The 23,519-nt window shown below is 64.8% G+C and carries 21 protein-coding genes and 1 pseudogene; all 22 read left to right on the top strand.

Annotation, left to right across the window (positions count from 1 at the left end; all coding sequences use genetic code 11):
* Positions 1-36: 36 nt before the first annotated feature.
* The 22 genes and pseudogenes from tsaB (at position 37) to IPP90_18355 (ending at position 23,519) form a co-directional block, all read left to right on the top strand.
* Positions 37-735: a tRNA (adenosine(37)-N6)-threonylcarbamoyltransferase complex dimerization subunit type 1 TsaB gene (gene tsaB, locus IPP90_18460; GenBank protein MBL0172648.1), complete on the top strand. Its 699-nt coding sequence runs from the start codon at positions 37-39 to the stop codon at positions 733-735.
* A complete protein-coding gene (rimI, locus tag IPP90_18455) occupies positions 732-1,208 on the top strand; it encodes a ribosomal protein S18-alanine N-acetyltransferase (GenBank protein ID MBL0172647.1) in 477 nt (158 codons plus the stop codon). Before tsaB ends, rimI begins: the two co-directional genes overlap by 4 nt.
* A gap of 157 nt (positions 1,209-1,365) precedes the next feature.
* A pseudogene (ssb, locus tag IPP90_18450) lies at positions 1,366-1,871 on the top strand (single-stranded DNA-binding protein).
* A 196-nt stretch (positions 1,872-2,067) separates the two neighbouring features.
* Complete coding sequence (locus IPP90_18445; protein ID MBL0172646.1) at positions 2,068-3,630, top strand: LysM peptidoglycan-binding domain-containing protein; 1,563 nt, start codon at positions 2,068-2,070, stop codon at positions 3,628-3,630.
* A gap of 242 nt (positions 3,631-3,872) precedes the next feature.
* Positions 3,873-4,844, top strand: a complete 972-nt coding sequence (locus IPP90_18440; GenBank protein ID MBL0172645.1) for an NAD-dependent epimerase/dehydratase family protein — start codon at positions 3,873-3,875, stop codon at positions 4,842-4,844.
* Positions 4,841-5,584: a MotA/TolQ/ExbB proton channel family protein gene (locus tag IPP90_18435; protein MBL0172644.1), complete on the top strand. Its 744-nt coding sequence runs from the start codon at positions 4,841-4,843 to the stop codon at positions 5,582-5,584. Before IPP90_18440 ends, IPP90_18435 begins: the two co-directional genes overlap by 4 nt.
* A gap of 6 nt (positions 5,585-5,590) precedes the next feature.
* A complete protein-coding gene (locus tag IPP90_18430) occupies positions 5,591-6,004 on the top strand; it encodes a biopolymer transporter ExbD (protein ID MBL0172643.1) in 414 nt (137 codons plus the stop codon).
* Positions 6,001-6,747: a TonB C-terminal domain-containing protein gene (locus tag IPP90_18425; GenBank protein MBL0172642.1), complete on the top strand. Its 747-nt coding sequence runs from the start codon at positions 6,001-6,003 to the stop codon at positions 6,745-6,747. Before IPP90_18430 ends, IPP90_18425 begins: the two co-directional genes overlap by 4 nt.
* A gap of 7 nt (positions 6,748-6,754) precedes the next feature.
* Complete coding sequence (locus IPP90_18420) at positions 6,755-8,065, top strand: PD40 domain-containing protein (protein ID MBL0172641.1); 1,311 nt, start codon at positions 6,755-6,757, stop codon at positions 8,063-8,065.
* 45 nt (positions 8,066-8,110) lie between these two features.
* On the top strand, positions 8,111-8,671 hold the full coding sequence (locus IPP90_18415) for an OmpA family protein (protein MBL0172640.1): 561 nt from the start codon (positions 8,111-8,113) through the stop codon (positions 8,669-8,671).
* A complete protein-coding gene (gene ybgF, locus IPP90_18410) occupies positions 8,671-9,564 on the top strand; it encodes a tol-pal system protein YbgF (protein ID MBL0172639.1) in 894 nt (297 codons plus the stop codon). Before IPP90_18415 ends, ybgF begins: the two co-directional genes overlap by 1 nt.
* 31 nt (positions 9,565-9,595) lie before the next feature.
* On the top strand, positions 9,596-10,369 hold the full coding sequence (tatC, locus tag IPP90_18405) for a twin-arginine translocase subunit TatC (protein MBL0172638.1): 774 nt from the start codon (positions 9,596-9,598) through the stop codon (positions 10,367-10,369).
* 47 nt (positions 10,370-10,416) lie between these two features.
* Entirely contained in the window at positions 10,417-13,371 is a 2,955-nt protein-coding gene (locus IPP90_18400) for an LPS-assembly protein LptD (protein ID MBL0172637.1), read from the top strand.
* Positions 13,372-13,392: 21 nt separating this feature from the next.
* Entirely contained in the window at positions 13,393-14,916 is a 1,524-nt protein-coding gene (gene hutH, locus IPP90_18395; GenBank protein ID MBL0172636.1) for a histidine ammonia-lyase, read from the top strand.
* 47 nt (positions 14,917-14,963) lie between these two features.
* A complete protein-coding gene (gene hutU, locus IPP90_18390) occupies positions 14,964-16,634 on the top strand; it encodes a urocanate hydratase (GenBank protein MBL0172635.1) in 1,671 nt (556 codons plus the stop codon).
* Positions 16,634-17,608, top strand: a complete 975-nt coding sequence (locus IPP90_18385; protein ID MBL0172634.1) for a radical SAM protein — start codon at positions 16,634-16,636, stop codon at positions 17,606-17,608. The genes hutU and IPP90_18385 overlap by 1 nt, the downstream gene beginning before the upstream one ends.
* A gap of 24 nt (positions 17,609-17,632) precedes the next feature.
* Positions 17,633-18,913, top strand: a complete 1,281-nt coding sequence (locus IPP90_18380; protein ID MBL0172633.1) for an imidazolonepropionase — start codon at positions 17,633-17,635, stop codon at positions 18,911-18,913.
* A gap of 108 nt (positions 18,914-19,021) precedes the next feature.
* A complete protein-coding gene (locus IPP90_18375) occupies positions 19,022-22,051 on the top strand; it encodes a hypothetical protein (GenBank protein ID MBL0172632.1) in 3,030 nt (1,009 codons plus the stop codon).
* Positions 22,012-22,242 (top strand): hypothetical protein, encoded by a 231-nt coding sequence (locus tag IPP90_18370; protein ID MBL0172631.1) that lies wholly within the window; start codon positions 22,012-22,014, stop codon positions 22,240-22,242. The genes IPP90_18375 and IPP90_18370 overlap by 40 nt, the downstream gene beginning before the upstream one ends.
* Positions 22,239-22,904, top strand: coding sequence for a polyprenyl synthetase family protein (locus tag IPP90_18365; GenBank protein MBL0172630.1), 666 nt, complete (start codon positions 22,239-22,241; stop codon positions 22,902-22,904). Before IPP90_18370 ends, IPP90_18365 begins: the two co-directional genes overlap by 4 nt.
* Positions 22,849-23,241 (top strand): polyprenyl synthetase family protein, encoded by a 393-nt coding sequence (locus IPP90_18360; GenBank protein ID MBL0172629.1) that lies wholly within the window; start codon positions 22,849-22,851, stop codon positions 23,239-23,241. Before IPP90_18365 ends, IPP90_18360 begins: the two co-directional genes overlap by 56 nt.
* Positions 23,241-23,519 carry a DUF4321 domain-containing protein gene (locus IPP90_18355; GenBank protein MBL0172628.1) on the top strand — a complete coding sequence of 93 codons (279 nt, stop codon included), beginning with the start codon at positions 23,241-23,243 and terminating at the stop codon, positions 23,517-23,519. Before IPP90_18360 ends, IPP90_18355 begins: the two co-directional genes overlap by 1 nt.

The following is a 23,519-nucleotide window of genomic DNA, read 5'->3' as shown; positions in this document are numbered from 1 at the left end:
GTGAGACATGTCACTTCGTTACGCGCCGCGCCGCCAATGAGCGTACCGTCGCACCGCATTCCGGACGCCGGCTTCACGCTGGTCATTGAGGCGTCGTCGGCATCAGGGTCAGTCGCGCTGCTGCGCGGTGATGCGCTGGTGGAGCGCTGCGCTGTTGCCATGGGCGCCTCAAGAGACGACGCGCTATTCCCGGCCGTCCAACGCGTGCTCGCGTTTGCCGATGCGATGCCGACGGACTTGGCGTCCATTGTGTGCGGCAGTGGCCCGGGCAGTTTCACGTCACTGCGCATTGCCGCTGCCGTGGCGAAAGGACTCGCCCACGCCACGGGTGTGCCACTGTTCGCGGTGCCTTCACTCCTGCTGGCCGCGGCATCTCACACCACTGCCGGGCAGTTTGTGGTGCATGCGGACGCCTTGCGTGGTGAGCGCTATGCGTTGCCGGTTACCATCGACCATGACCTGTTCGTGCATGCTGACGGTGACGTGGTTCGTGTCTCGGCGGATGCACTGGCGGTGCTTGTCGCGACGCGCCATCAACTGGTCGTGCTCGGATCGGTGAACTCCGAGCAGGAAACGCCGGTGGTCCCCGATGCGGCGCAGCTCGGGCGGGTGCACCAGTGGCGACGATATGGACGCGTCGCGCTGGATCGCTGGGAACCGGCCTACGGTCGTCTGGCAGAAGCCCAGGTGAAGTGGGAGTTGACGCATCAGCAGTCGCTTCCATCGCACGGGTGAAGGCCGCCGAGCTGGTTGGGCCGATCACCCTGCGACCCGCGGACGCAAGCGATGTCGTCACGATGGCGGCCATTGAACGGGACGCGTTCAGTGACCCGTGGCCGGTATCGGCATTTACAGAGCTGTTGTCGCAACCGTATGCGCGGCTTACCGTCGCGGTGGATGCACGGAACGCTTTGTGCGGATATTGCGTGTTGCTGCACGTACTCGACGAAGGCGAGATTGCCAATATCGCGGTAGCGCCCTGGCTCCGTCGTCGCGGCATCGCGGCGCAGTTGCTTGATGCGGCGCTGGCCTCAGGCGCCGCGCTGGGATTGGCGACCGTGTTCCTTGAGGTTCGCCTCTCCAACGACGCGGCCCGGGGACTGTACGCTTCGCGGGGGTTCGAACCGGTCGGTCGGCGGCGCGCCTACTACCGCGACCCCTTGGAGGATGCGCTAGTCTTGCGGTGGGAGCGGCCGACCAGCGCCTGATTGCCGTCCAACAGGGGCGCGTCGGGGCCCCCTGCAACAAAAGGCGTGGCGGTGAAACGCGCGGGTTTGGTGCTTCCGGCGAACCCTCCTAGCTTACCCAACAACCCCGGCACGAACGTCTCGATGCCGGCCCATGTCCGCTCAGCAAGGAGGCACCGTGAGCCGCAGTCTGAACAAGGCCATTCTTATTGGCAACGTCGGGAGTGATCCCGAAATTCGTACCGTCGGCAGCAGCGGCAAGGTGGCGCAGTTCTCCCTGGCGACCAGTCGCTCGTGGAACGACCAGACCGGCGCCAAGCAGGAAAGACCGAGTGGCATCGCTGTGTGGTGTGGAATAACAGCAAGGGCTCCGGCCTCGCTGATGTTGTGGAACGGTTCGTCAAGAAGGGCGAAAAGATCTACGTCGAAGGCGAGATCGAGTATCGGCAGTGGCAAGACAAGGACAACCAGACGCGATACACCACCGAGATCCGCGTTCGCGAGCTGATGCTGCTGGGTGGGCGTCCTGGCGGCAGTGAGGACATGGAAAGTGGCACGCCGCGCCGTGCGGCGGCACCACCACGCGCCAAGCCGGCCGGAGCGCCTGGAGCACCTGCCAAGGGTGACGACTTCAGCGACTTCCCAGGGGCGCTGGAAGACGAAGACGACGATTTGCCGTTCTGAATTGACCGCACGCTCCACCCGATTGTGAATCTGGCCTCCGGCTGAAACAGAGGGGGCCGCAGACGTGATGCCGCGTACGTGACGCGCGTGCGCGGCGGGCGTCTGCCGTTGGGAACCGTCCAACTACATGCCGGACGGACCTGGGATGCGCCGCCAATGTTGCGACGTACCGGTCTTTCCACCGAGAGGCTCGCCGATGCGCTCTGCCGAACAGGCGCACATTTCTGCCGTCGACCATTCCGCATCGCGCCTCCTGTTGGCGCGGGTCGTGATGGCCATTCTGGCCACGCTGGCACTGCTGCTGACCTGGCACCCTACGGTGATTCGGGCGCAGGATCCACCACCCGTCTCGACGGCCCAGTCCGCCGGCGAACAGACGACGCCGCCAAAGCAGCCAGCAGCGAAACCGTCCGCGCGGAAAGACACCGCATCGACGACGCACCTCGTGAAGGCGGGCGAGACCCTGTGGAGCATCGCCAGTCGATACTACGGTGATGGTCATCAATGGCGCGCCGTTGCGCGACGCAACGGCATTGCGCTGTCCAGTGACACGGCACTTCGCATCGGCACGAGGCTGGTGATACCGTCGCGCCGAGCCGTGGTGGCGTCGGCGTCTGTCTCGCCCGCACCAAAGGATACGGCAACCCCCAAGGTCGCCATGACGCCGGCAGCGCCAGCGCTGCCAGCGCCAGTTCTGACTGGGCCCGTCGTGTCCGGCCGACCGGTAGGCGCCCTGACAGCACAAACCTCGGGCAAGGCCAACGTCGCGCCAACCACGTCAAAGCGAGCCACCGCGGCAGAGCAGAGCGCGGTACGCGATCCCAGGACTGCGTTGGCGGCCGTGCCACGCGACACGGCGGCGGCGCGGGATAGTGCATCGATGACTCCGCGTATTCAGATGCGCCCGCAGGTGAAATCGGAGCATCTGTTGACCGTGACACCCGTGCGCATTGGCTTGGTGGGTGCCGCCGACCTGCGAGCCGCGCGCCCGGCGGGCGAGTTGCCTACGGTCTTCCTGCTCCGTTTGCCGGACGCCGACATTGCGGCGGCCGCGGCAAAGGCGGTCATGCTTCACGCGGAGGCGGCGCCTCGTCATGGTGAGTATGCAGCCGCGCCGTTCCCGGTGGCTGCAGCACGTTGGACGCAGGCGGGTCGTCTGGTGCGGCGTCTCGATGACGCTGGCGGTGCCATGCCGGAAGCAAAGCGCATGCAACTGGCGGATGAGGTCGAGATCACCCCCCCCGCCGGGACCGTGCTCTCCGTAGGGGATCGGCTTGTTGCGGTGAAGGATGGAGGGCCGCTCACTCCGGGTGTCCACGTGGGAATCCCCACCGGCATCCTGCAGGTCACGCAGGTCAGGCCAGGCACGTCGGTTCACGCCTATGTGCGTTCGGTCACGGGGATCATTGAGCAGGGGGAGGCCCTGTTTCCCATCGAGGGCGCTGCTGCGGCCGTCGAGCAGCACGCAGAACGGGTCACCGGCACCGATGTCGAAACCAGCGTGACCTGGATCGACGCCGGGGAGGTGCTGCCGACGCTGCAAAGCTACGTGTTGCTTGCGGCCGGTCAGGCGCAAGGCGTGAAGGCGGGCGAGCAGTTCGCGCTCGTGCGTCGGTCGGCCACCGGCGGTGAGGAACGCATCGCGGACGTTCGCGTGGTGCGGGTAGGCGCAACGGGGAGCGCGGCCATCGTCATCCGGCAGTCACTCCCGGAAATTGCTTCCGGCGTGAAAGCGCGTCGCATCACGCGGCTGCCCTGAGTTGGTTGCGAACGACTCCCTGCGGGGGGGCGTTCGCGTGATTCACCTCACGTTCTGTGTGTCTCCACAAAACGTCGAAGCGCGCTCGCGACCCCTTGTCGCGAGCGCGTGTGTACATTGTGGGATTCCGAACGTCTCAATGAGCCGAGCGGCCGTGCGCGCTTTGTGGTCACCGACCGTGGAGTGCTGTCGCCGCATCGGGTGAGATGATGCTGACAACCCTGGCGCGAGGAAGTGACGGCATGGCGAAGACGGTACTGGTGACCGGTGGCGCGGGCTTTATCGGGTCGCATGTGGGCGATCGATTCGTCGCCGGCGGTTGGGACGTTACCGTACTCGACGACCTGTCCAGCGGTCGCGAAGAAAATCTGCCACCGTCGGCGCGCTTTGTGCGCGGAGATATCACCACACCAGAGGCCGCAGCACTCGTCCGTGACGGCGGCTTCGATGTCATCTGTCACCTGGCGGCGCAAATCGATGTGCGTCGGAGCGTGCTCGATCCGGTGTACGATGCCACCCGCAACATCCTCGGCACGCTGAATATCATGCAGGCCGTACAGGCCAGCGGACACGCGACACGCGTCGTCTTCTCGTCGACGGGCGGAGCGCTCTACGGCGACTTCGATCCGCCACCCAGTACGGAGGTCTTCGCCAAGGATCCGGAATCCCCGTACGGGATCACGAAGTTGTCGGTGGAGTACTACCTCGCGTATTACGGACGCGTGCATGGACTGGATACCGTGGCGTTGCGCTATGGCAATGTGTACGGTCCGCGTCAGGACCCGCATGGGGAAGCCGGCGTGGTGGCCATTTTCTGCAATCGCATTCTCGATGGTCGTGCCCTCACGGTGTATGGCGATGGCGAGCAGACTCGGGACTACGTGTACGCTGGCGATGTGGCGAACGCGAACTTCGCGGCCGCCACGTCCGAGACGCTGCCCAAGCCCGGTCGGCTTGACGCGCGAGCGTTCAACATCGGCACCAGCATCGAGACGTCGGTGAATACGCTGGCGACCACACTGCAGTCAGTGGCGGGTGCCACGGCGGCCATCGACTATGCGCCGGCGCGGGCTGGTGAGTTGGCGCGGTCGGCGCTCCAGACCAGCAAGGCGCGCGAGGTGCTGGGGTGGACACCCACGGTGTCGCTGCCGGACGGGCTCGCCAATACGTATCGCTACTTTGCGGGGCGCCGTACCGGCGCGATCACGCGTTGAGCGGGATGCCGGTGATGATGCTGGCCTTGCTGCAGTTGGGGGCGAAGCCGTCCACGACGTCGGGCTCGCTGGTGGGAATGATTCTTCGCTCGGATCTCGTCACGAAGGGCGTGCTGCTCCTGCTTGTCGCGCTGTCGTTGCTTTCGTGGGCCATCATGTTTGCCAAGTGGCGCGCATTCCGGGTCGCGGAGTCCAATGGTCGGGCCTTCGTGAACGACTTCGAACGCGCGCGCGGCATTGACGAGGCCATACAGCTGGCGCAGCGCGCGAAGAGCAGTGCGTTTACGGCGGTGTTCGCCCGCGCCGTGCAGTTCCTGAACGACACCAAGCCGGCGATGGGAGCGACCGCGGAGCGCACGGCGCGACTGTCCGGTTCGCAAGTCGAGGCGCTGCGACTGGTGCTCGATGCCGAGTCGGGCAAGGAGCGCGAGGCGTTGGGCCAGTTCATCCCGTGGTTGGCCACGGTGGGCAGTGTCAGTCCGCTGATCGGCTTGCTGGGCACCGTGCTCGGCGTGATCAGTGCGTTCGACGGCATCGTCCAGAAAGGGTCGGGGAATATCAGTGCCGTCGCGCCAGGTATCGCCACGGCGCTGCTGGCCACTGCGGCCGCCCTGACCGTGGCCATTCCGGCGGCGTTCGCGTACAACATCTTTGCGGCGCGGTTGAATCGGTTTGATGGATCGCTGGAAGGTTTCGGATCGGAACTCATCGCGCTGATGGTGCGCGAAGGCAGGATTTGATTCACTATGCGCGGCCGTCATCGCGGTGACCGCATGGGCGTCAACGGCGAGATCAACGTGGTCTCGCTGATTGACGTGATGATGCTGTTGATGGTGATCTTCATGATCACGGCGCCCATCATGCAGGGTGGGGTGGACATCGCACTGCCCAAGGCCGACGTGCGCCCGCTGGATGCAAAGAGCGGGCTGGTGGTCACCATCGACCGGCGCGGTCGCATCTACGCCGACGACGTCCTATTGAGCTATCGTGATTTCTCCGCCAGTATCAAGGCCCTGTCCGACAAGAAGGGCGGTGGCGGCGTGTTCGTGCGTGCGGACGAAAACGTCGACTACGGCACCGTGCTGCGGGTGATTGCAGCGGCCAAGGCCGCCGGCGTCACGGATGTGGGGCTGGTGGGCGAGCCGGAGACTCCGCCGTGACCCTGCTGGTCGCGCGTCGGCGGAACGCGTCGGCGTCCGGAGCGCTCCGGACGGGGTTGGCTGTCTCTGGTGTCATTCACCTGAGTTTCCTGGCTGCGCTGGTGGTGTGGGGGCTCCAACAGGATGCCCCACGCCCGCCCATTTATCGCGTCGAGCTGATCGGCGCTCCCAAGGGTGTTCGTCAGGCGGGGGTCGTGACGTCGAAGGACGCGGCAATGGCCAGTACGGCGGCTGCACCCTCTGGTGCCGAGCGAGCGCCGGTCGAGAAGGCATTGCCGAGCAAGAAGGCGCCGGCGGCAGCGACCCCCAAGGCGACTCCATCAGCGGTACGCTCAAAGGCGGCAGGGGCCAAGGCTGCCTCGGCGACCAAGGCCGCGTTGCCGAAGGCCGGCAGCGGCCAGGACGGTGGGAAAGGGGCAGACGTGCGCAACATGCGCACGGAGGGGATCGCGTTCCCGTTCCCTGGGTATCTGAACAACATCGTGCGCCAGCTGACGTTGGCCTATTCGCCTCGGCGGGTGTCGGCCGCGCTGGTGACCGAGGTGAAGTTCGTCATTCGCCGTGATGGCTCCGTCACCGGTATCGAAATCGTCAAGGCGTCCGGCGATCGGTCGTTTGATCTTGAAGCGCAGGCCACGGTGGAGTCGGTGGGCACCGCGCGCACCTTTGGGCCGCTGCCGTCCGGCTGGAGCGACGATGTCCTCATTGTCTATTTCACATTTGACTACGCGCTCCGCCCTTGACCTCATGATGCCATTCGCCACCCTCCGCGCCCTTGGGCGCACCTCTGCACTTCGAGCAACCTTTGCGGTGCTGTGGCTGGCGGGAACGGCCGCTGCGGTGGACGCTCAGGACCGCCAGCCCGGGGTCACACTTGGCCTCAGCGTGCGAGCGGGTCAGAAGACGGGCGTGCTGGTCCAGCCGATATCGGGGCCGATGGGTGACTCGTTAGCCACTATGCTGTCACGCGACCTGGATTTCAGCGATCAGTTCACGATCATCGCGTCGTCGAGTGTGGCGGCCCCGATCGGGCCCGCGAACTACGCGCTGTACAGCAAGCTGGGCGCTGATGGTGTCGTGCAGGGAACCCTGTTGCCGTCCGGCTGGCTACGTATCGCGCTACATGATGTGGCCAAGAAGGCCGTCGTCAACCAGAAAGACTTTCCCCTGCCCGCGCCGGCCGGTTCGCCGACGTGGCGCATGGCGGTGCACGGGATTTCGGACGGCATCGTTGAGTGGATCACCGGGCAGCGTGGCATTGCTCAGACGCGCATCGCATTCACTCGCGACGGCCGGGTGTGGACAATTGACAGCGACGGCGCAAATGTGATCCCTGTGACCCCGTCAGGGATGTCGGCACAGTGGGTGCCGTCTGGTCGGGCGTTGGTCTACAGTGTCCTGGATGGCGGGCGGAACCCGCTGATGTTTGTTGACCTGACGACCGGCGCGCAGCGCGTGTTGGCCTCCGCGCCCAACAGCAACGACATCTCGCCCGCCATTTCGCCAGACGGTCGCACGGTGATTTTCGCTCGGGTGGGCGAAAACGGGACGGACATGTATGCCGTTCCCATCGAGGGAGGCGCGCCCCGGCGAATCACGTCCGGGCGCGGCCGTGCAAGCCTGCAACCGTCCTTCAGTCCGGACGGTCAGCGAATCGTGTTCATGAGTGACCGCTCCGGCCCAAGCGATGTGTATATTAGCGATGTGGACGGCACGAACGCCGAAGTGCTGAATGCCTCCACGTATGGGGATCGCAACAATCGCACGGGTCCCGACTGGTCTCCCGACGGACGCCTGATCGCCTTTCAGTCGCTGAACGGAAACAGCAAGCAGATCATGACGATCAACCTGCGCGATCAATCCATGCGATCGGTCGCGTCGGAAGGTCGCAATGAGGATCCCAGTTGGGCGCCGGATTCACGTCACCTGGTGTTCACGTCCGATCGCAGTGGGGTGCGTCAGCTGTGGGTAGTCGATGTCGAATCCGGTCGCACGCGGCAGTTGAAAACCGGTTCGGCGGCGCGACTGGCCGCCTGGTCGCCTCGACAGATGTCACCGTAGGTCCGTCTTGATTCTCTTTCACCTCCACCTTTGGAGCTTTTCGACATGATTCGTTCGTCTCGTCTGTTCGTGCTGCTGGCGGCCTCCGCGCTGGCGCTTGGCGCATGCAAGAAGAAGACGACACCCGTCGTGACGCCGCCGACGCCCGCGACCAATCCGGCTCCGACCCCGACGCGCACCGAGCCGACGACGCCGCGGAACACCGACAACTCGGCCGAGATGGCGGCCAAGGTCGCGGCCGCGCGGGCCGCGGTGCTGTCGACGATCTACTTCGAGTACGACGCCGACGATCTGCGCGACGACGCGAAGGCCTCGCTGGACGACAAGATCAAGATCCTCAACGCCAATCCGCAGCTGCGCATTCGCATTGCGGGCCACTGCGATGACCGTGGCAGCGATGAGTACAACATTGCGCTGGGTCGCCGTCGGTCGGAATCGGCCAAGCGTTACCTGACCGATCGGGGCATCGATGCCTCGCGCATCGAGACCACCACGTTTGGTCGCGAGCGTCCGGCGGTGCAGGGAACGGGTGAGGAAGCCTGGGCAAAGAATCGTCGCGACGAGTTCGAGATCATCGCCGGCGGCGACCAGCTTCGCGCGCCGTGATGAGGCACGCTGCGCCCGTGTGCGTTGACGCGCGCACGGTGGCGCGTGGCCGTCGGGTGCGGCGGATGATCCCCTTCGTGGCGCTGCTCGCCACGGGGGGCTGTTTTGCGACGCGGAGCGATGTGCGCATCGTGCAGAGCGACGTGGCGTCGCTGCGCACCGAGCTGTTGCGGCGGGACACGGAGCAACGTGACGCGCTGCTGCAGGCGTCGCGCCTGATTGCCACGGCCAACGACTCGCTCGGTCGCATCAGTGCGCGTACCGTCAGCATTCAGGGCGATGTGCGCGGCGAATTGCGCAACATCAAGGAGCAGCTGCTGCAGGTGCAGGCGTTGCTGGGCCAGAGCCAGGCGAATCTGAACCGGTTCCGCGCCGAGCTCGAGGCGCGCAACAATGCCGCGGCCGCCACGCCCCCGGTCACGACTCCGGTGGTGCCAGTGGGCACCTCGGTGCCACCGACGTCAGTGCCTCCCTCGACCGGTGTCGTTCCGCCCGTTGTCGACACGACTCCGCGCGGACCCGGGCCGGCACAGTTGTATCAGGACGGCACGGATCAGATGAAGCGTGGCAGTCCGTCCACCGCGCGCATGCTCTTTCAGGAACTGCTGTCCAAGTATCCGGACAGCGAGCAAGCGCCCGACGCGCAGTATTTCATTGCCGAGTCGCTCAACAAGGAGAAGAACCTTGCTGGCGCCGATGCCGCCTATGGGGCGGTGGTCACGAAATACCCGGCATCGCCCCGCGCGTCAACGGCGCTGTACAAGCGGGCACAGATTGCCCTGCAGCAGGGTAATACGCCCGAAGCGCGCAAGATGCTGACGGACGTAGTCAGCCGCTATCCGAAGAGTCTCGAGGCCGATCTGGCCGCCGAGCAACTCAAGCTGCTGCGCTGACGGCTCCTCGAAACGCCAGGTACGGATCACGATGTTGGGGATGACACAGGCGGAAATGCCGTTTCTCGATCACCTCGAGGAATTGCGCTGGCGGTTGTTTCGGTGTGCCATTGCGATCGCATTGGGCGTCGGTGGGGCGTTCGCGCTGCTGTATACCAAGCAGATTGATGTGATCGCGCTGCTGTCACGGCCCATTCAGCCGTACTTGCACAGCCCGTTGATGGTGACGCATCCCAGCGACCTGTTCGACATCGTGATGAACACGTCGATCGCGTTGGGACTCATCGCGGCGTCACCGGTCCTTATCTGGCAGGTCTGGGGCTTTCTTTCGCCGGCGCTGTATGGTCACGAGAAAAAGATCGTGATTCCCATGTTGGTGGGCGCGGCAATCCTGTTTCTGGCCGGAATGGCGCTGGCCTATGTGTATGTCTTGCCGGTCACGTTCGGATTCCTGATGAGTTTCCAGAGTGCGGCCGTGGAGGTGAAGCCCACCGTGCACGAGTATTTCGGCTTCGTCATGGCCATGTGTCTGGCATTCGGCGCGGTGTTTGAAATGCCGATTGTCATCCTGCTCCTGACCACCATCGGGTTGGTGAAGCCGCAGTTCCTGTCCAAGTTCCGGCGTCACGCGTTTGTCGGGTGCATTATTGGCGCGGCGATTATCACGCCCGGCAGCGACCCGACGTCGCTGTTCCTGCTGACGATCCCGTTGTACTTCCTGTACGAGTTGTCCATCGGACTCTCGCGACTGGTGTACTCGCGTCGCGAACGGCGCCTCGCGGCGCAGGACACACTCGGGGCGTGAGGCACCGCCGATGGTCGGCGTGGTGGCCGACGCCGCGCGCCCTAGCGATGTGCGCGTTCGTGGCCACCGGCGCGCTGGGTGCGCAGCAGGTACCGGTCAAGCCGACGCCGGGCACACAGCCGCCGGTCAAGCCACCGGTGAGCGCACCCAAGTCCATGCCGGTCCGGAAGACGGCGGGCGGGCGGCTCGATGACTCCCTGGCCAAGCGCGCGCCCGCGGTGCTCACGTTCGACTGGGAGCCGGCCGACTCCGTCATGCGCGAGATGCTGGATCGACCCGGCTTTCGTCGCGTGCAGTATCAGGGCGGACGCGTGGTGTTCGACGCGAAGACCCGCGAGCTGGTGCTCAAGGGCAAGCCCTCGGCGGTCAAGCGTGACGAGACCATGCTGGTGGGTGACTCGATCACCTACAACGATTCCACCAAGCGGGTCATCGCCCTCGGTGACACCGTGTGGTTGCGCGATCCGGGTCGATCGCAATCCGACGACTTCATTGCACGCGGCCGTATCGACTACGACCTGGAATCGCGATCCGGTCAGACGGGCGCCTTCTCCACGTCGGTGGAGTCGGGGCAGAAATTGTATCTGACGGCGCAACGCGGATCGATCTTCACGGACACGCTGGTGAGTGGCAAGCACATCGTGTACGCCAAGGACGGATCGTTCACGTACTGCGACCACGAGGAGCCGCATTTTCATTTCACCACGCACGACATGAAGTTCGTGTCGGAAAATGTGATGGTGGCGCGGCCTGGCATCCTGTACATCGGTGAGGTGCCGGTGTTCTGGATTCCGTTCTTCTTTCAGGACGTGCGCTCGGGTCGCCGCAGCGGCATGCTGACGCCGAATTTCGGCATCGCCGAGTTGTTCCGGAATAGTCCGTCGTATCGGCGCAGTGTAACCAACATGGGGTACTTCTTCGCGCTCAATGATTACATGAACGCCGAGGCGTCATTCGATTGGCGCAGCGGCGCGCGCAGTACGAGCTCCGATCCGGGCTTTGTGCGCGGCAATGTCGAATACCGCTATCGGTGGCTGGATCGCTTCATTTCGGGTGAGACGGCGGTATCGTACCTGGCCCAGCGCAACGGTTCGTCCAACACGTCCATCACCTGGAATCACAATCAGGATTTCTCCAAGCAGACGCGGTTGACATCGCGGATCAACTTGGTGCAGAACACCCAGATCCAGCGCGCCACCACGATCAATCCGGTGGCGGCGAACGCCACCATCCGGTCCGACCTGTCGTATCAGACCAAGGTGGGGGTGGCGCAGATCAACCTGGGCGGCAATCGCACGCAGTATCCCGGCCGCACGCAGGTGGAAATGACGTTCCCGTCGCTCAGCGTTTCCACGGGCACGCTGGGCAAGGGATTGGTCAGCTGGACGCCGGCGGTGCGGGTGTCGGTGTCGCAGACTCAGCGCATTGATCAGGGGCTGCAATTTCCGTTCGTCTATAACGCGAACAGTGTCACGGGCGGCATCGACAGTTCGCGGTTCCGCGCCGATCGGCGCACCATGACGGCCGGATTTGAAACGCCGATCAAGATCGGCAATTTCGTGTGGCAGAACTCGTTTGCGATGAATGAGTACGTCAACGACTATCCCGAACAACGCGAAATCATCGGCGTTCGCGACACGTCGCAGCGGAGCACGCGCGTGTTCGCGAAAACCTTCAAGACCGACGCGGACTGGACCACGTCAGTGGGCTTGCCGGGGTTCTTCCACGGGTCGTGGAATGTGTCACCGTCCGTGCAGGTCTCGAATGTCGATCCGGGTTCGGGCATGTGGGTGCGCACCGAGCGCAGTGGCGGCACCTGGGTGAGCCAATCGAAACGGTTGAGCTATGCCGTCAGCGCGTCGCCCACCATCTACGGATTTCTGCCCGGCTTCGGTCTGGTATCGCGCATCCGCCATACGATCGCTCCCAGCCTTTCGTACAGCTATTCACCCGAGGCGTCGGTGAGCGATGCCTACCTGAGTGCACTGGGGCGGACACGCGTGGGCTACCTGGGTTCGCTCAAGCAGAATCGCGTCTCGGTCAATCTCTCGACGCTGTTCGAAGCCAAGCTGAAGGCCGAGGCGGATTCCAATCCGGAGAGCGGCAAGAAGGTGAAGCTGCTGTCGTTGAACTTCTCACCGCTGACGTACGACTTTGTCCGCGCCGATACGGGCAACGGCTTCACCGATCGCACCTTCTCAATTTCGGGACGCACCGACCTGCTGCCCGGTCTGGATTTCCGCACCAGTTATGAACTGTTCCAGGGCGACCCCATCTCGGATACGGCGACGTTCAGTCCCTATCGCACCGACGTGGGCGTGTCGTTCAGCATGGATGGCAAGTCGGCGCTGGTCGGGCTGCTGGGACGACTCCTGGGTCTGCGCTCGAACATCGAACTCGATCCTGCCAAAGCGCGTCCGGGGCCCAACGCTGACGGTTCGGTCATCGGGCAGTCTCGGCAGATGAACGCCGCCGGATCGGGCTCGCGCGGGGTCCAGCAGCTGTCGTTGCCGTCAGGACAGGGGTGGCGCATGAGCCTGCAGTACAACGCGTCACGCCAGCGTCCGCCCAGCGGCGGCACGCAGATCGTCAACGATCCGACGACGCTGTGCGCCGCGCAGAAGGCCTTTGGACTTGCGGCGTACGACCGGTGCATCTTCCTGGCGCAGAACGCGCCGCCAACGGGGCTCACCTCGGGGCAGGGCGCGATCGGCGCGCCGGTGTACATCTCGCCCCCCACGCAGAATGTCACCGGATCGATGTCATTCAACATCACGCCGAAGTGGGCCGCTCAATGGTCCACCCAGTACGACGTGACGCGTTCCCGATTTGCGTCGCAGCAGATTGGCCTGCAGCGCGAGATGCACGACTGGAACGCCGTATTTTCATTCACCCAGGCGCCGAACGGCAACTTCGCCTTCAATTTCTTCATTGCGCTGAAGGCGCAGCCCGAACTCAAGTTCAACTACGACCGACAGACGTACCGGTCCAGCGGTTTCTGATCCGCTGGCGCGGAAGGAAGTCTGACAGTGCTGTCACTCGACGGTCGTTCGCTTCGAATTTGTGATGTGCTGGCCGTGGCCGATGCGCGCGAGCCCGTATCGCTGGCACCGCATGCGCGGGCGCGCATGGTGGTCACGCGCGCCGTCGTCGATCGGGCCGTGCTGGCTGGCGTGCCGGTGTACGGCGTCAATACGGGCTTCGGCAAGCTGTCTGAAGTCACTATTCCGCACGATCGGCTGGCCGCGCTTCAACGCAATCTGGTGCGCAGTCACGCCGCGGGTGTCGGTGACCCGCTCCCGGAACGGGAAGTACGGGCGTTGATGCTGTTGCGGGCCAACGTGCTGGCCACGGGCTTTGCCGGCGCCCGCGCGGAGGTGGTTGAGTCGCTGCTGGCCATGTTGAACGCCGGGGTGTGGCCCGTCGTCCCCGAGCAGGGAAGCGTTGGGGCCAGCGGCGACCTCGCGCCCTTGGCGCATCTGGCGCTCACGTTGATGGGCGAAGGCCGAGCGAACTTCAACGGCCGGCAGGACGAGTCAGCGGCCCTGTTGACCGCTGCGCGATTGACACCGATCGAGTTGGCCGCCAAGGAAGGTCTGGCCCTGATCAATGGTACCCAGGCACACACGGCCGTCGCGGCCCTCGCCAGCGCCGAGCTGCGACGGTTGTGGTTCGCTGCGCACGTGGCGACGGCCATGAGTCTGGAGGCGTTGCTGGGGACGCCCGATGCGTTCGATGCACGTATTCAGGAGGCCCGTGGGCAGATCGGACAGCAAAAGTCGGCCGCCCTGTTGCGCACACTGCTGGTCGATAGCGCCATTCGTGAGTCGCACCGCTACGGTGATCCGCGCGTGCAGGATGCCTATGCGCTGCGCTGCGTGCCGCAGGTGCACGGACCGGCCTACGAGGCACTGGAGTTCGCACAGGGAATCATCGAGCGCGAACTCAACGCGGCCACCGACAATCCGCTGGTGCTGGAAACCGGCGAGCTGTTGAGCGGCGGCAACTTCCACGGGCAGGCCGTCGGGATGGCCAGCGATGTGCTGGCCATCATCAGTGCGAATCTCGCGGTCATCAGTGAGCGACGCACCGATCGTCTGGTGCACCCGGATTTCAATCAGGGGCTGCCACCGTTTCTGGCGGCGTCGCCGGGACTGGAGTCTGGCTTCATGATGACGCAGGTGACCGCGGCCGCGCTGGCCAGCGAGAACAAGTCCCTGGCGCATCCGGCCAGTGTCGATTCGATCCCGACGGATGGCAACAAGGAAGACGTGGTGCCAATGGCCATGGCGGCGGCCGTGAAGTTGCGCCGCTCGGTGCGGAATCTCCGGCACGTCCTGGCGATTGAGCTGATTGCTGCGGCCGAAGGACTCGAGTATCGTCGGCCCCTGCGCAGCAGTACACCGGTGGAAGCCGCGCACCTGTTGATACGAAGTCAGGTGGCCCGACAGTCGGGTGACCGATCACCCGCCCCCGATATCACCCGGCTTGGCGATGCGTTGGCGGCAGGACTGCTCGATTCCATAACCGACGGACTGATTACATGAGTCACACTGTGGTGTCATCAACCGACGTGGTCACTCGTCGTGACGTGATGGTCGGCGCGCGCCCGGTGCGCGCGGCGCGCGGCACGGTATTGACGTGCCGCGGCTGGGAGCAGGAGGCGGCACTCCGCATGCTCATGAACAACCTCGATGCCGAGGTGGCCGAACGACCCGACGAACTGGTGGTGTATGGTGGCACCGGTCGGGCGGCGCGTTCGTGGGAAGCGTTTGATGCAATCGTGCAGACGTTGACCACGCTCAACGACGACGAGACGCTGCTGGTGCAGAGTGGCAAGCCGGTGGCGGTGTTTCGCACGCACCCTGATGCGCCACGGGTGCTCATTGCCAACGCCAATCTCGTGGGACGTTGGGCCAACTGGGATGAGTTCCGTCGGCTGGAGCGCCTGGGGTTGACGATGTACGGACAGATGACGGCCGGGTCGTGGATCTACATTGGATCGCAAGGCATCGTGCAGGGCACGTACGAAACATTCGGCGCAGTCGCGGCTCGGCATTTTGGTGGGACACTGGAAGGGCGACTGGTGGTGACGGCCGGACTGGGCGGCATGGGCGGCGCCCAACCACTGGCCGCCGCCATGCATGGCGCAGCGGTGCTGGGCATTGAAGTCGACCCCACGCGCATTGCCAAGCGCATCGAGACACGGTATTGCGATCGGTCCACCACATCATTGGATGAAGCGCTGGAGTGGCTGCGCGACGCCCAGGCGCGGCGGGTCGGATTGTCGGTCGCACTGGAAGCGAATGCCGCCGACATCATGCCGGAACTCGTGACGCGCGGCATCGTGCCCGATGTCCTCACCGATCAGACCAGCGCGCACGACATGTTGGTGGGATACATCCCGTCGGGTCTGACGCTTGACCAGGCGGCCGAGCTGCGTCAGGCGGATCCGGTCTCGTACATTGCGCGCGCCACCGCGTCGGTCGTCGAACACGTCCGCGCGATGCGGGCACTGCAGGATCGCGGAGCGGTCACGTTCGACTATGGCAACAACATTCGAACCGTGGCGTTCGATGCGGGATTGGAGGATGCGTTTCGGATTCCGGGATTCGTGCCGGAGTACATTCGCCCGCTGTTCTGCGAGGGGAAGGGGCCGTTCCGTTGGGTGGCGCTGTCGGGCGATCCGGCGGACATTCATCGCACGGATGACCTGGTGCTGGCGATGTTTCCGCGCGACGAACAGCTTCGCCGCTGGATCACGCTGGCGCGTGAACGCATCGCGTTCCAGGGACTGCCCGCGCGCATCTGCTGGCTGGGGCAGGGCGATCGGGCGCGGTTTGCCCTCGCCCTGAATGATCTGGTGGCGCGCGGTGAAGTGTCGGCGCCCATCGTCATCGGTCGCGACCATCTCGATACCGGCAGCGTCGCGTCGCCATTTCGTGAAACGGAAGGCATGCGGGATGGCTCGGATGCGATTGCCGACTGGGCGATCCTGAACGCGATGCTCAACGTGGCCAGCGGCGCATCGTGGGTGTCGTTCCATCATGGCGGCGGCGTCGGCATCGGCAATTCGCTGCATGCCGGACAAGTGATCGTGGCCGACGGTACCGAACGCATGCGCCGCCGACTGGAACGGGTCCTGACGAATGATCCGGGCATTGGCGTCGCGCGTCACGCCGACGCGGGCTACGCGATTGCCATCGAAACAGCCGAACGCGAAGGGCTGCGAATCCCCATGCGGGAACTCGGCCACGCGCGCTGATGCTGTCCAGTCGATATCGGCCGTGGCACGTTCCCATATTCCTCTCGAAGTACGCCTGGCTGCGCGCGCGACGACGTCCGGTCCTGCTGAACTTTGAAGTCACCATGCGCTGCAATGCGCGATGCGGGTTCTGCGACTACTGGAAGACGCCGGCCGACACGCGCGATGCGGAGATTGCCGAATTCGCCGCCATCGCTCGGCGGTTCAGCCCGATGCTGGTGACATTCACCGGCGGTGAACCCACGATGCGGCGCGACCTCGAACAGATTGTCGCCTCGGTACGCCAAGCGGTGCGCTACACCTACGTGCAACTCATCACCCACGGCGGCATGCTGACGCTCGATCGGGCGCAGTCGCTCTGGGATGCGGGCGTTGACCAGTTCAACATCTCCCTCGACTATCTGGACGAGCGTCACGATCTCGCGCGAGGCATTCCCGGCCTTACGGCGAAGATTCTTGACCTCGTCCCACGGATGCGGGCGGCGGGCATTGGCGGGGTGCGGTTCAATACGGTCATCAAGCAGGACAATCTCGATCAACTGATGCCCATCGTCGAGCGCGCCGCGGAATTGGGCGGCGGCGTCAACTTCTCGCTGTACACGGACTTCAAGAACGGCAATCGTGAGCATCTGGTGCGCCCGGATCAGGTGGAACGGCTCGCGCGTACGGTGCGGGAACTGCTGGCGTACAAACGACGACGACGCGGCGTCATCACCAATTCCGACCACTATCTCGAGCAGATCCCGCGCTATGTGCGCGGCGAGATGACGGAGCCGTGTCAGAGCGGGCGCGCGACCATTCACATCGATCCGCAGGGACAGGTGCGGCGCTGTCCTGATTTTCCGGCGGATGGCCCGTGGCGGGAGTATCATGGTTATGAACCCATCGACTGCAACGCCTGCTACTACGCCTGCCGCGGTGAGGCACAGGCACCCCTCAACCTCATGTCACGGGTGCGTGACGTGATGGCCTGAACCCACGCTCGATCATATACCTCCATGACGATGCCGGATTCCGCGATGACCACCACGCTGTTCGTGAATGCTGCGCAAACCCTCACGGCGGCCGGGCCGGCGCGCGCGCGGCGGGGCGCCGAGATGCGCGAGGCGGGTGTGTGTGTCGGCACCGGCGTCGCCGTGCGCGGCGAGACGATTGTCGCGGTCGACACGGACGCGGCGCTCAGGGGCGCCTTTCCGGGCGCGGCGGAAATTGATTGCCAGCGCGGATTGCTGGCGCCGGGATTTGTCGACTCGCATACGCATGCGGTATTCGGCGCCGCGCGATGGGCCGAGCAGGAACTGCGCGCCACCGGCGTTCCCTATCTCGAAATTGCCCGACGTGGCGGCGGCATTCATTCCTCCGTGCGCGATTTGCGCGCCCGCAGTGACGACGAGTTGGAGGCACTCGCGATTCCGCGGCTCGCGCGCCTGGCGGCCGGCGGGGTGACCACGGTCGAGATCAAATCAGGATACGGACTGTCAGCCCACGACGAAGTCCGCACCCTGCGGGTCATTTCGCGCTTGGCCGCTTCGCGTGTCATGCGGGTGGTCGCCACCTGTCTGGCGGCGCACGAAGTGCCGCTGGAGCGCCGAGACGGCCCGGGTGGACGAGAAGGATGGCTCGACGAGATCATCGAGTCGATCTATCCCGTGGTGGCGGAAGAGCGCTTGGCTCGTTTTGCCGATGTGTTCTGCGAGCCGGGTGTGTTTGATCAGATCGAGACCCGTCGCCTGATGTCCGGAGCGGCCGCGCTGGGCCTGTCGGTCAAGCTCCATGCCGACGAGTTGCATGACGGCGGCGGGGCCGCACTGGGCGTGGAACTCAAGGCCGTAAGCGTTGATCATCTGGCCGCCATCTCTCCAGCAGGGATTGCCGCACTGGGGCAGGCCGATACCGTCGCCACGCTGCTGCCAGCCACGATGCTGTTCCTCGGGACGGGGCGTCAGGCCCCCGCCAGGGCCTTGATCGACGCCGGGGCTGCCGTGGCCTTGGCCAGCGATTTCAACCCCGGGACGTCGCCCCTGCAGTCCTTCCCGTTGGTGCTCACGCTGGGTGTCAGCGAGCTGCGGTTGTCAGCGGCCGAAGCCTGGATTGCCAGCACCGTGAACGGGGCCGCCGCGCTGGGCTTGGCGGGGACAACCGGGCAGCTGGCGCCGGGGTTTTCGGCGGACATCGCAGTGCACGAAGTCGAGGACTACCGGGAGTTGCCTTACTGGTTCGGAGAGCGTCTCTGTCGAGTAGCGTGGGCCCGTGGACGCGTCAGTCACTCGGCGGGGTGATTTCGGCAGAATTCGCTGAAGTTGCCATCAGCGCCGAACGCGGGTTGCGCATGGTGCGCCCCACGGGAGGGTGCCAGGGATCCGACCACGGGAGTCAGCCTCGAACGCATGTCGAACGCCGCGAAGCACCGGAAGAAGGCGGCTGAATTCGAGCAGCTGAAGCAGTTTGATCGCGCGATCGCTTCCTACATCCAAGCGATCGAAGAGAGCGAGTCGGCCGGTGAGGACGTCGATGTCGTCCTGCTGAACAAGGTCGGTGACCTCACGTTGCGTCAGGGCCGGGTCGCCGACGCCGTCACGTACTACGAGCGGGCGGTTGAGCACTACGCCGCATCCGGGTTGTTCAACAACGCCATCGCACTCTGCAACAAGATCCTTCGCAGCGCCCCGGGGCGCTCGAATGTCTACTTCACGCTGGGGCGTATTTGCGCGAAGAAGGGGCTGCGCGGTGACGCGACGCGCAACTTCCTGGAGTATGCCACCCGTATGCAGCAGGAAGGGCGCGTCGATGAGGGGATGCGGGCGCTGGCCGAAGTGGCCGACCTGATGCCCGAGCTTACGGAGATTCGAGGACTCGTGGAGGAGCATGCCCTCCGGGTCGGGATCGCCTTGCCGCGGCGTAAAACCCCCGTCTCCGTGCCGGTCACCGAGAATGAGCGGGCGGTGTTCCGCCGTGACGACAAGTCCAAGGACCTGGTGTTCCTCGATGTCGGCCTATCGGCACACACGACGAGAAACACGCCTCCGTTGGCGCCCCGTATCCAGACACCCATACGCTCGCTGACCCCGAGTGGGTTGCGCGGCAGCGCAGGCCATCGAAAGACAGACGACAAGCGACCGGGTGTGTCCCGTGGCTATTCGTCGCAGGTCGGTCCGGCGTCGCTCGATGCATATCTCCTGTTTGACCCGACGCGTCCCGGCTCGGTGACGCCCATTGACGGGCTGATGGCAGTGCCCCCCGCCAGTGCGCCGGCAGTTGAGCCGACGGCGGACGTTGCGCGATCACAGGCCCCAGACCCGGTGAACGGAGTCGAGGCCGAGGCGCTTGTCGGACCGGTCAGCGAGGTCCACGAACTGGTCGCCGAGACGGCGAAGTTGGTCCACGAGCCGGCCGTCGAGCCTTTTGACGAACCGGTCGCCGAGGCAATCGATGAACCGGTCGCCGAGGACATCGACGAACCGGTCGCCGAGGCCATCGATGAACCGGTCGCCGGGGCCATCGACGAACTGGTCGAACCGGTGCTCCACGCACTTGACGTGCCCATCGTTGCGGACGAACCCGACACGGTGCCGGTCGACGAATCCGCGATGGCGTTGGCTGACGAGCCAGTGACAGCGATGGTCGAAGAACCCGTTTCGGTGATAGCCGACGAACCGCCGGTTGGGGGAGTCTTCGACCTTGAGGAGAGCGGGTTGGATATCGAGTCTCCGCTCGATACGGATGTAGAGGCACTGGTTCCAGCCACGCTGGAGCCGATCGAAGGCCTGGACATGTTCGGGGATTTCGTCGGCGACACCATTGCCGCAATGGACGGACTCACCAGTGAGCTGTCTGATACCGATATGCCGCCGATTGGCGACGCGGCGGAACCAGCGCTCACCTGGTTGATGCCTCCAGACGCAATTGATCCGATGGACGCCTCGAATGGGCTGGAGTTGATCGCTGAAATCGGCGATACCAGCGGCCTCCACATTGATGCCATTTCCGATCTGGTGATCGAGGACTTCGATCATGTGGCCGATGATCCGCACGCGATTGCCGTGACTGGCGGTCGCGCCGGTACGCCGGCCTACAGCCTGAGCGTTCCACGGTCGCTGACACCGATTGAGGTGTCGCCGATACCGGAATTGGAGGCGGCAATCGAGGCCGGCGCGATGACGGCGTCGCTCGCGGAGAGCGATGCCTCTCTGGTGCCTTCTCGACCGCCGTTTCGCCTGGACCCGCATGATTTCATCCTGCCGGGCGAGCTGCCTCCCTTGGTCGTGGACGATTCGTTCGTGACGGCGGGGATGCACCTCGACGCCGCGGGGAATGGGCCGCTGGGCGACGAAGCGATGGCCTCAGCGTTTGACGAGGAAGCATTCCGGGGCGATGAAGCGCCGCTCGTTCTGCCGCTAGGCGAACCTGGGCAGTCCGATCCGGCCGAAGCCGAGTCGGACCTTGCTTTGACCGCTGAAGCGCCGACAAGCGAAACGGCGGCTGTGACCAGTGTCGACATGCCTGACGAGGTGGACGAACCCGGCGCGTCTTCGGATAGCGAGTTCGAAGATGCGTTGCGCGCCACGATCGAGGCCCATCGCGCGATCAGCACAACCCCGTCATTGCCGATTGCCGCGGTGGCCGCCGAAGCGAACGTCGTGGCATCCTCTCGTCGTGATGATTTGCGCGCGTCGGTGGCGCGGACGCCGCAGGACTGGGTCTTGCGGCGGCGTTTGGCTGAGGCGCTGTTCGAGGCGGGGGAGCGCGAGGGTGGACTCTCCGAATTGCAGGCCGCTTTGTCCGGGTTCGCGCAATCCGGCAACCTGCCGGCTGCTGTGGAGATTGCGGACGAACTGGTCGGCATCAGCCCGGAGCGCATCCAGTACCACCAGAAGCGCGTGGAGCTGGCGGTTCGCCTCAGTGACCAGCAACGTCTTCGGGTCGCGTACCTCGACCTCGCCGACACGCTGGTACGTGCAGGCGACGACATTCGGGCGCACGCGGTCTATGCGCGCGTGCTGGAGATCGACCCGTGGGACGAACGGGCCCGGTCGGCGCTCGGGTCAGCTGCACCGCCGCCGCCGCCGCGACCGCACGCGGATGACGAATTCGTCAACCTGGCCGAGTGGCTGCGAGAGGACGAACCCGGGACGACCCGCATGCGGATGCGCGAACCGATTGTCAGTGGCGATGAGCAGGCGGACTTCGATGCACTGCTTCGGCACTTCAAGGAGGGGTGTCGCGCTCTCTGGGCGAGGAGGACTATGAAAGCCACTACGATCTGGGGGTGGCGTATAAGGAGATGGGACTGCTGGATGACGCCATCGCGGAGTTCCAAAAAGCGCTTCGAAGTCGGCGGCACCGACTTCCGGCGTACGAGGCTTTGGGGCAATGTTTCGTGGAGCAGTCGCGACACTCGGTCGCGGCGACCGTCCTGACTCGGGCTCTCCACGAGCCGGGACTGGGTGACGAGCAGCGGGTCGGGGTCCTGTATTTGCTGGCATATTCTTGCGAGGCCTTGCAGCGGTGGGACGAGGCTCGGAGCTATTATTCGCGCGTGTACGCGACCGACATTTATTTCCGTGACGTCGCCGCCCGTCTGGCGGCGCTTGATCTCGTAGCGCGATGACGATTTCCACGCGCACGCCGACGGCTCTCACCGCGGCTCTGCGCGACATCCAATCTCCAGCGCGACAGCAGCTGGGTGCGGTGTCGCAGGAGCTGTGGCGCATCGTGTCCGCCGATGTCCCTCTGGTGCAGGAAGTCCAGCAGCACCTGATGGGCATGAAGGGCAAGCTCTTCCGGCCGACGCTGTTGCTGCTCGCCAGCGCGGTTGAAGAACGCTCGCAACCGCGGGCCGTGACCTATGCGGCGGTGATCGAACTCATTCATCTCGCCACACTGGTACATGATGATGCCGTCGATCATTCGGCGCTTCGTCGCGGCATGCCGACGGTGAATTCGCTCTTCAGTCACCAGGTGTCGGTCATCATGGGCGACTACCTGTACTTGCGCGCGCTGCGCGAACTGGTGGCGTTGGGAGACCTTGAGGCGATGCGCGCGATCACTGAGGCCTCGAATGAAATGACGCTTGGGGAGATGCGCCAGTTGTCGGCATTTGATGCGCTGGCGTTCACGGAGAGCGACTACGAAACGCTCATTCGTGCCAAGACCGCGACGCTCTTCATGGCGGCCTGTGAAGTGGGCGCGTTGTGTGGCGCACCGCGACACCGCGATGCCCTGGTGCGCTTCGGGGAACGACTCGGGATGGCCTTTCCAGGTCGCCGATGATTTGCTGGACTACACCGAAGGGCAGGAGATGACCGGCAAGCCGAGTGGCCTCGATCTCAAGGAGCACAAGGTCACCCTGCCGCTCATCGCCGCACTCCGCGAATGCCGTCGGCCGACGGACCGGGTGGAGGCGTTGTTCGCCGCACCGGAACCTGAGGACGAAGCAATCAGCGAAGTCGTCGGTATCGTGCGTGATCATGGAGGCCTGGACTACGCCCGGCGCCGGGGAGATCAGTTTGCCCGGGAGGCGGAAGAGGCCTTGGCCGACGTGCCGGAGAGCCCGGCGCGCACGTCGCTGGTTGACGCCATCTCGTATGTTGTGGAGCGGCGCTGGTGATGGCCCGTGGACCCTCGAAGCACCGTCCGGTGTTTCATGTGTTGGTGCTGGCCAGTGGCTTCGTGGTGGGCGGACTGTTGACCGAGGTCGCCAGACGCTTCCTGCCGGCCGGCGCCGTCAAAGAGTTCCTCACCACCGGCCTGACCCCGTCGATAGGCCCGTTGCCCATCGATCTGCTTATATTGAAGGTCACGTTAGGACCCGTCGCCCTGGATGTCTCGTTGTTGAGCCTCCTGGGGGTATTGATCGCCTACCTTATCGCGCGGTCCCTGTTCTAG

It is taken from the genome of Gemmatimonadaceae bacterium, from assembly GCA_016720905.1.
Taxonomy (GTDB): Bacteria; Gemmatimonadota; Gemmatimonadetes; order Gemmatimonadales; family Gemmatimonadaceae; genus Gemmatimonas.
This window is presented reverse-complemented; position numbering and strand designations above follow the sequence as displayed.

What these genes read in the sequence shown, in the direction of transcription:
- tsaB (MBL0172648.1), top strand. Translation starts at nt 37, where the DNA reads ATGAGCGTACCGTCGCACCGCATTCCGGACGCCGGCTTCACGCTGGTC.
- IPP90_18445 (MBL0172646.1), top strand. Translation starts at nt 2,068, where the DNA reads ATGCGCTCTGCCGAACAGGCGCACATTTCTGCCGTCGACCATTCCGCA.
- IPP90_18440 (MBL0172645.1), top strand. Translation starts at nt 3,873, where the DNA reads ATGGCGAAGACGGTACTGGTGACCGGTGGCGCGGGCTTTATCGGGTCG.
- IPP90_18430 (MBL0172643.1), top strand. Translation starts at nt 5,591, where the DNA reads ATGCGCGGCCGTCATCGCGGTGACCGCATGGGCGTCAACGGCGAGATC.
- IPP90_18420 (MBL0172641.1), top strand. Translation starts at nt 6,755, where the DNA reads ATGCCATTCGCCACCCTCCGCGCCCTTGGGCGCACCTCTGCACTTCGA.
- IPP90_18415 (MBL0172640.1), top strand. Translation starts at nt 8,111, where the DNA reads ATGATTCGTTCGTCTCGTCTGTTCGTGCTGCTGGCGGCCTCCGCGCTG.
- ybgF (MBL0172639.1), top strand. Translation starts at nt 8,671, where the DNA reads ATGAGGCACGCTGCGCCCGTGTGCGTTGACGCGCGCACGGTGGCGCGT.
- tatC (MBL0172638.1), top strand. Translation starts at nt 9,596, where the DNA reads ATGTTGGGGATGACACAGGCGGAAATGCCGTTTCTCGATCACCTCGAG.
- IPP90_18400 (MBL0172637.1), top strand. Translation starts at nt 10,417, where the DNA reads ATGTGCGCGTTCGTGGCCACCGGCGCGCTGGGTGCGCAGCAGGTACCG.
- hutU (MBL0172635.1), top strand. Translation starts at nt 14,964, where the DNA reads ATGGTCGGCGCGCGCCCGGTGCGCGCGGCGCGCGGCACGGTATTGACG.
- IPP90_18385 (MBL0172634.1), top strand. Translation starts at nt 16,634, where the DNA reads ATGCTGTCCAGTCGATATCGGCCGTGGCACGTTCCCATATTCCTCTCG.
- IPP90_18380 (MBL0172633.1), top strand. Translation starts at nt 17,633, where the DNA reads ATGACGATGCCGGATTCCGCGATGACCACCACGCTGTTCGTGAATGCT.
- IPP90_18375 (MBL0172632.1), top strand. Translation starts at nt 19,022, where the DNA reads ATGTCGAACGCCGCGAAGCACCGGAAGAAGGCGGCTGAATTCGAGCAG.
- IPP90_18365 (MBL0172630.1), top strand. Translation starts at nt 22,239, where the DNA reads ATGACGATTTCCACGCGCACGCCGACGGCTCTCACCGCGGCTCTGCGC.
- IPP90_18360 (MBL0172629.1), top strand. Translation starts at nt 22,849, where the DNA reads ATGCCCTGGTGCGCTTCGGGGAACGACTCGGGATGGCCTTTCCAGGTC.
- IPP90_18355 (MBL0172628.1), top strand. Translation starts at nt 23,241, where the DNA reads ATGGCCCGTGGACCCTCGAAGCACCGTCCGGTGTTTCATGTGTTGGTG.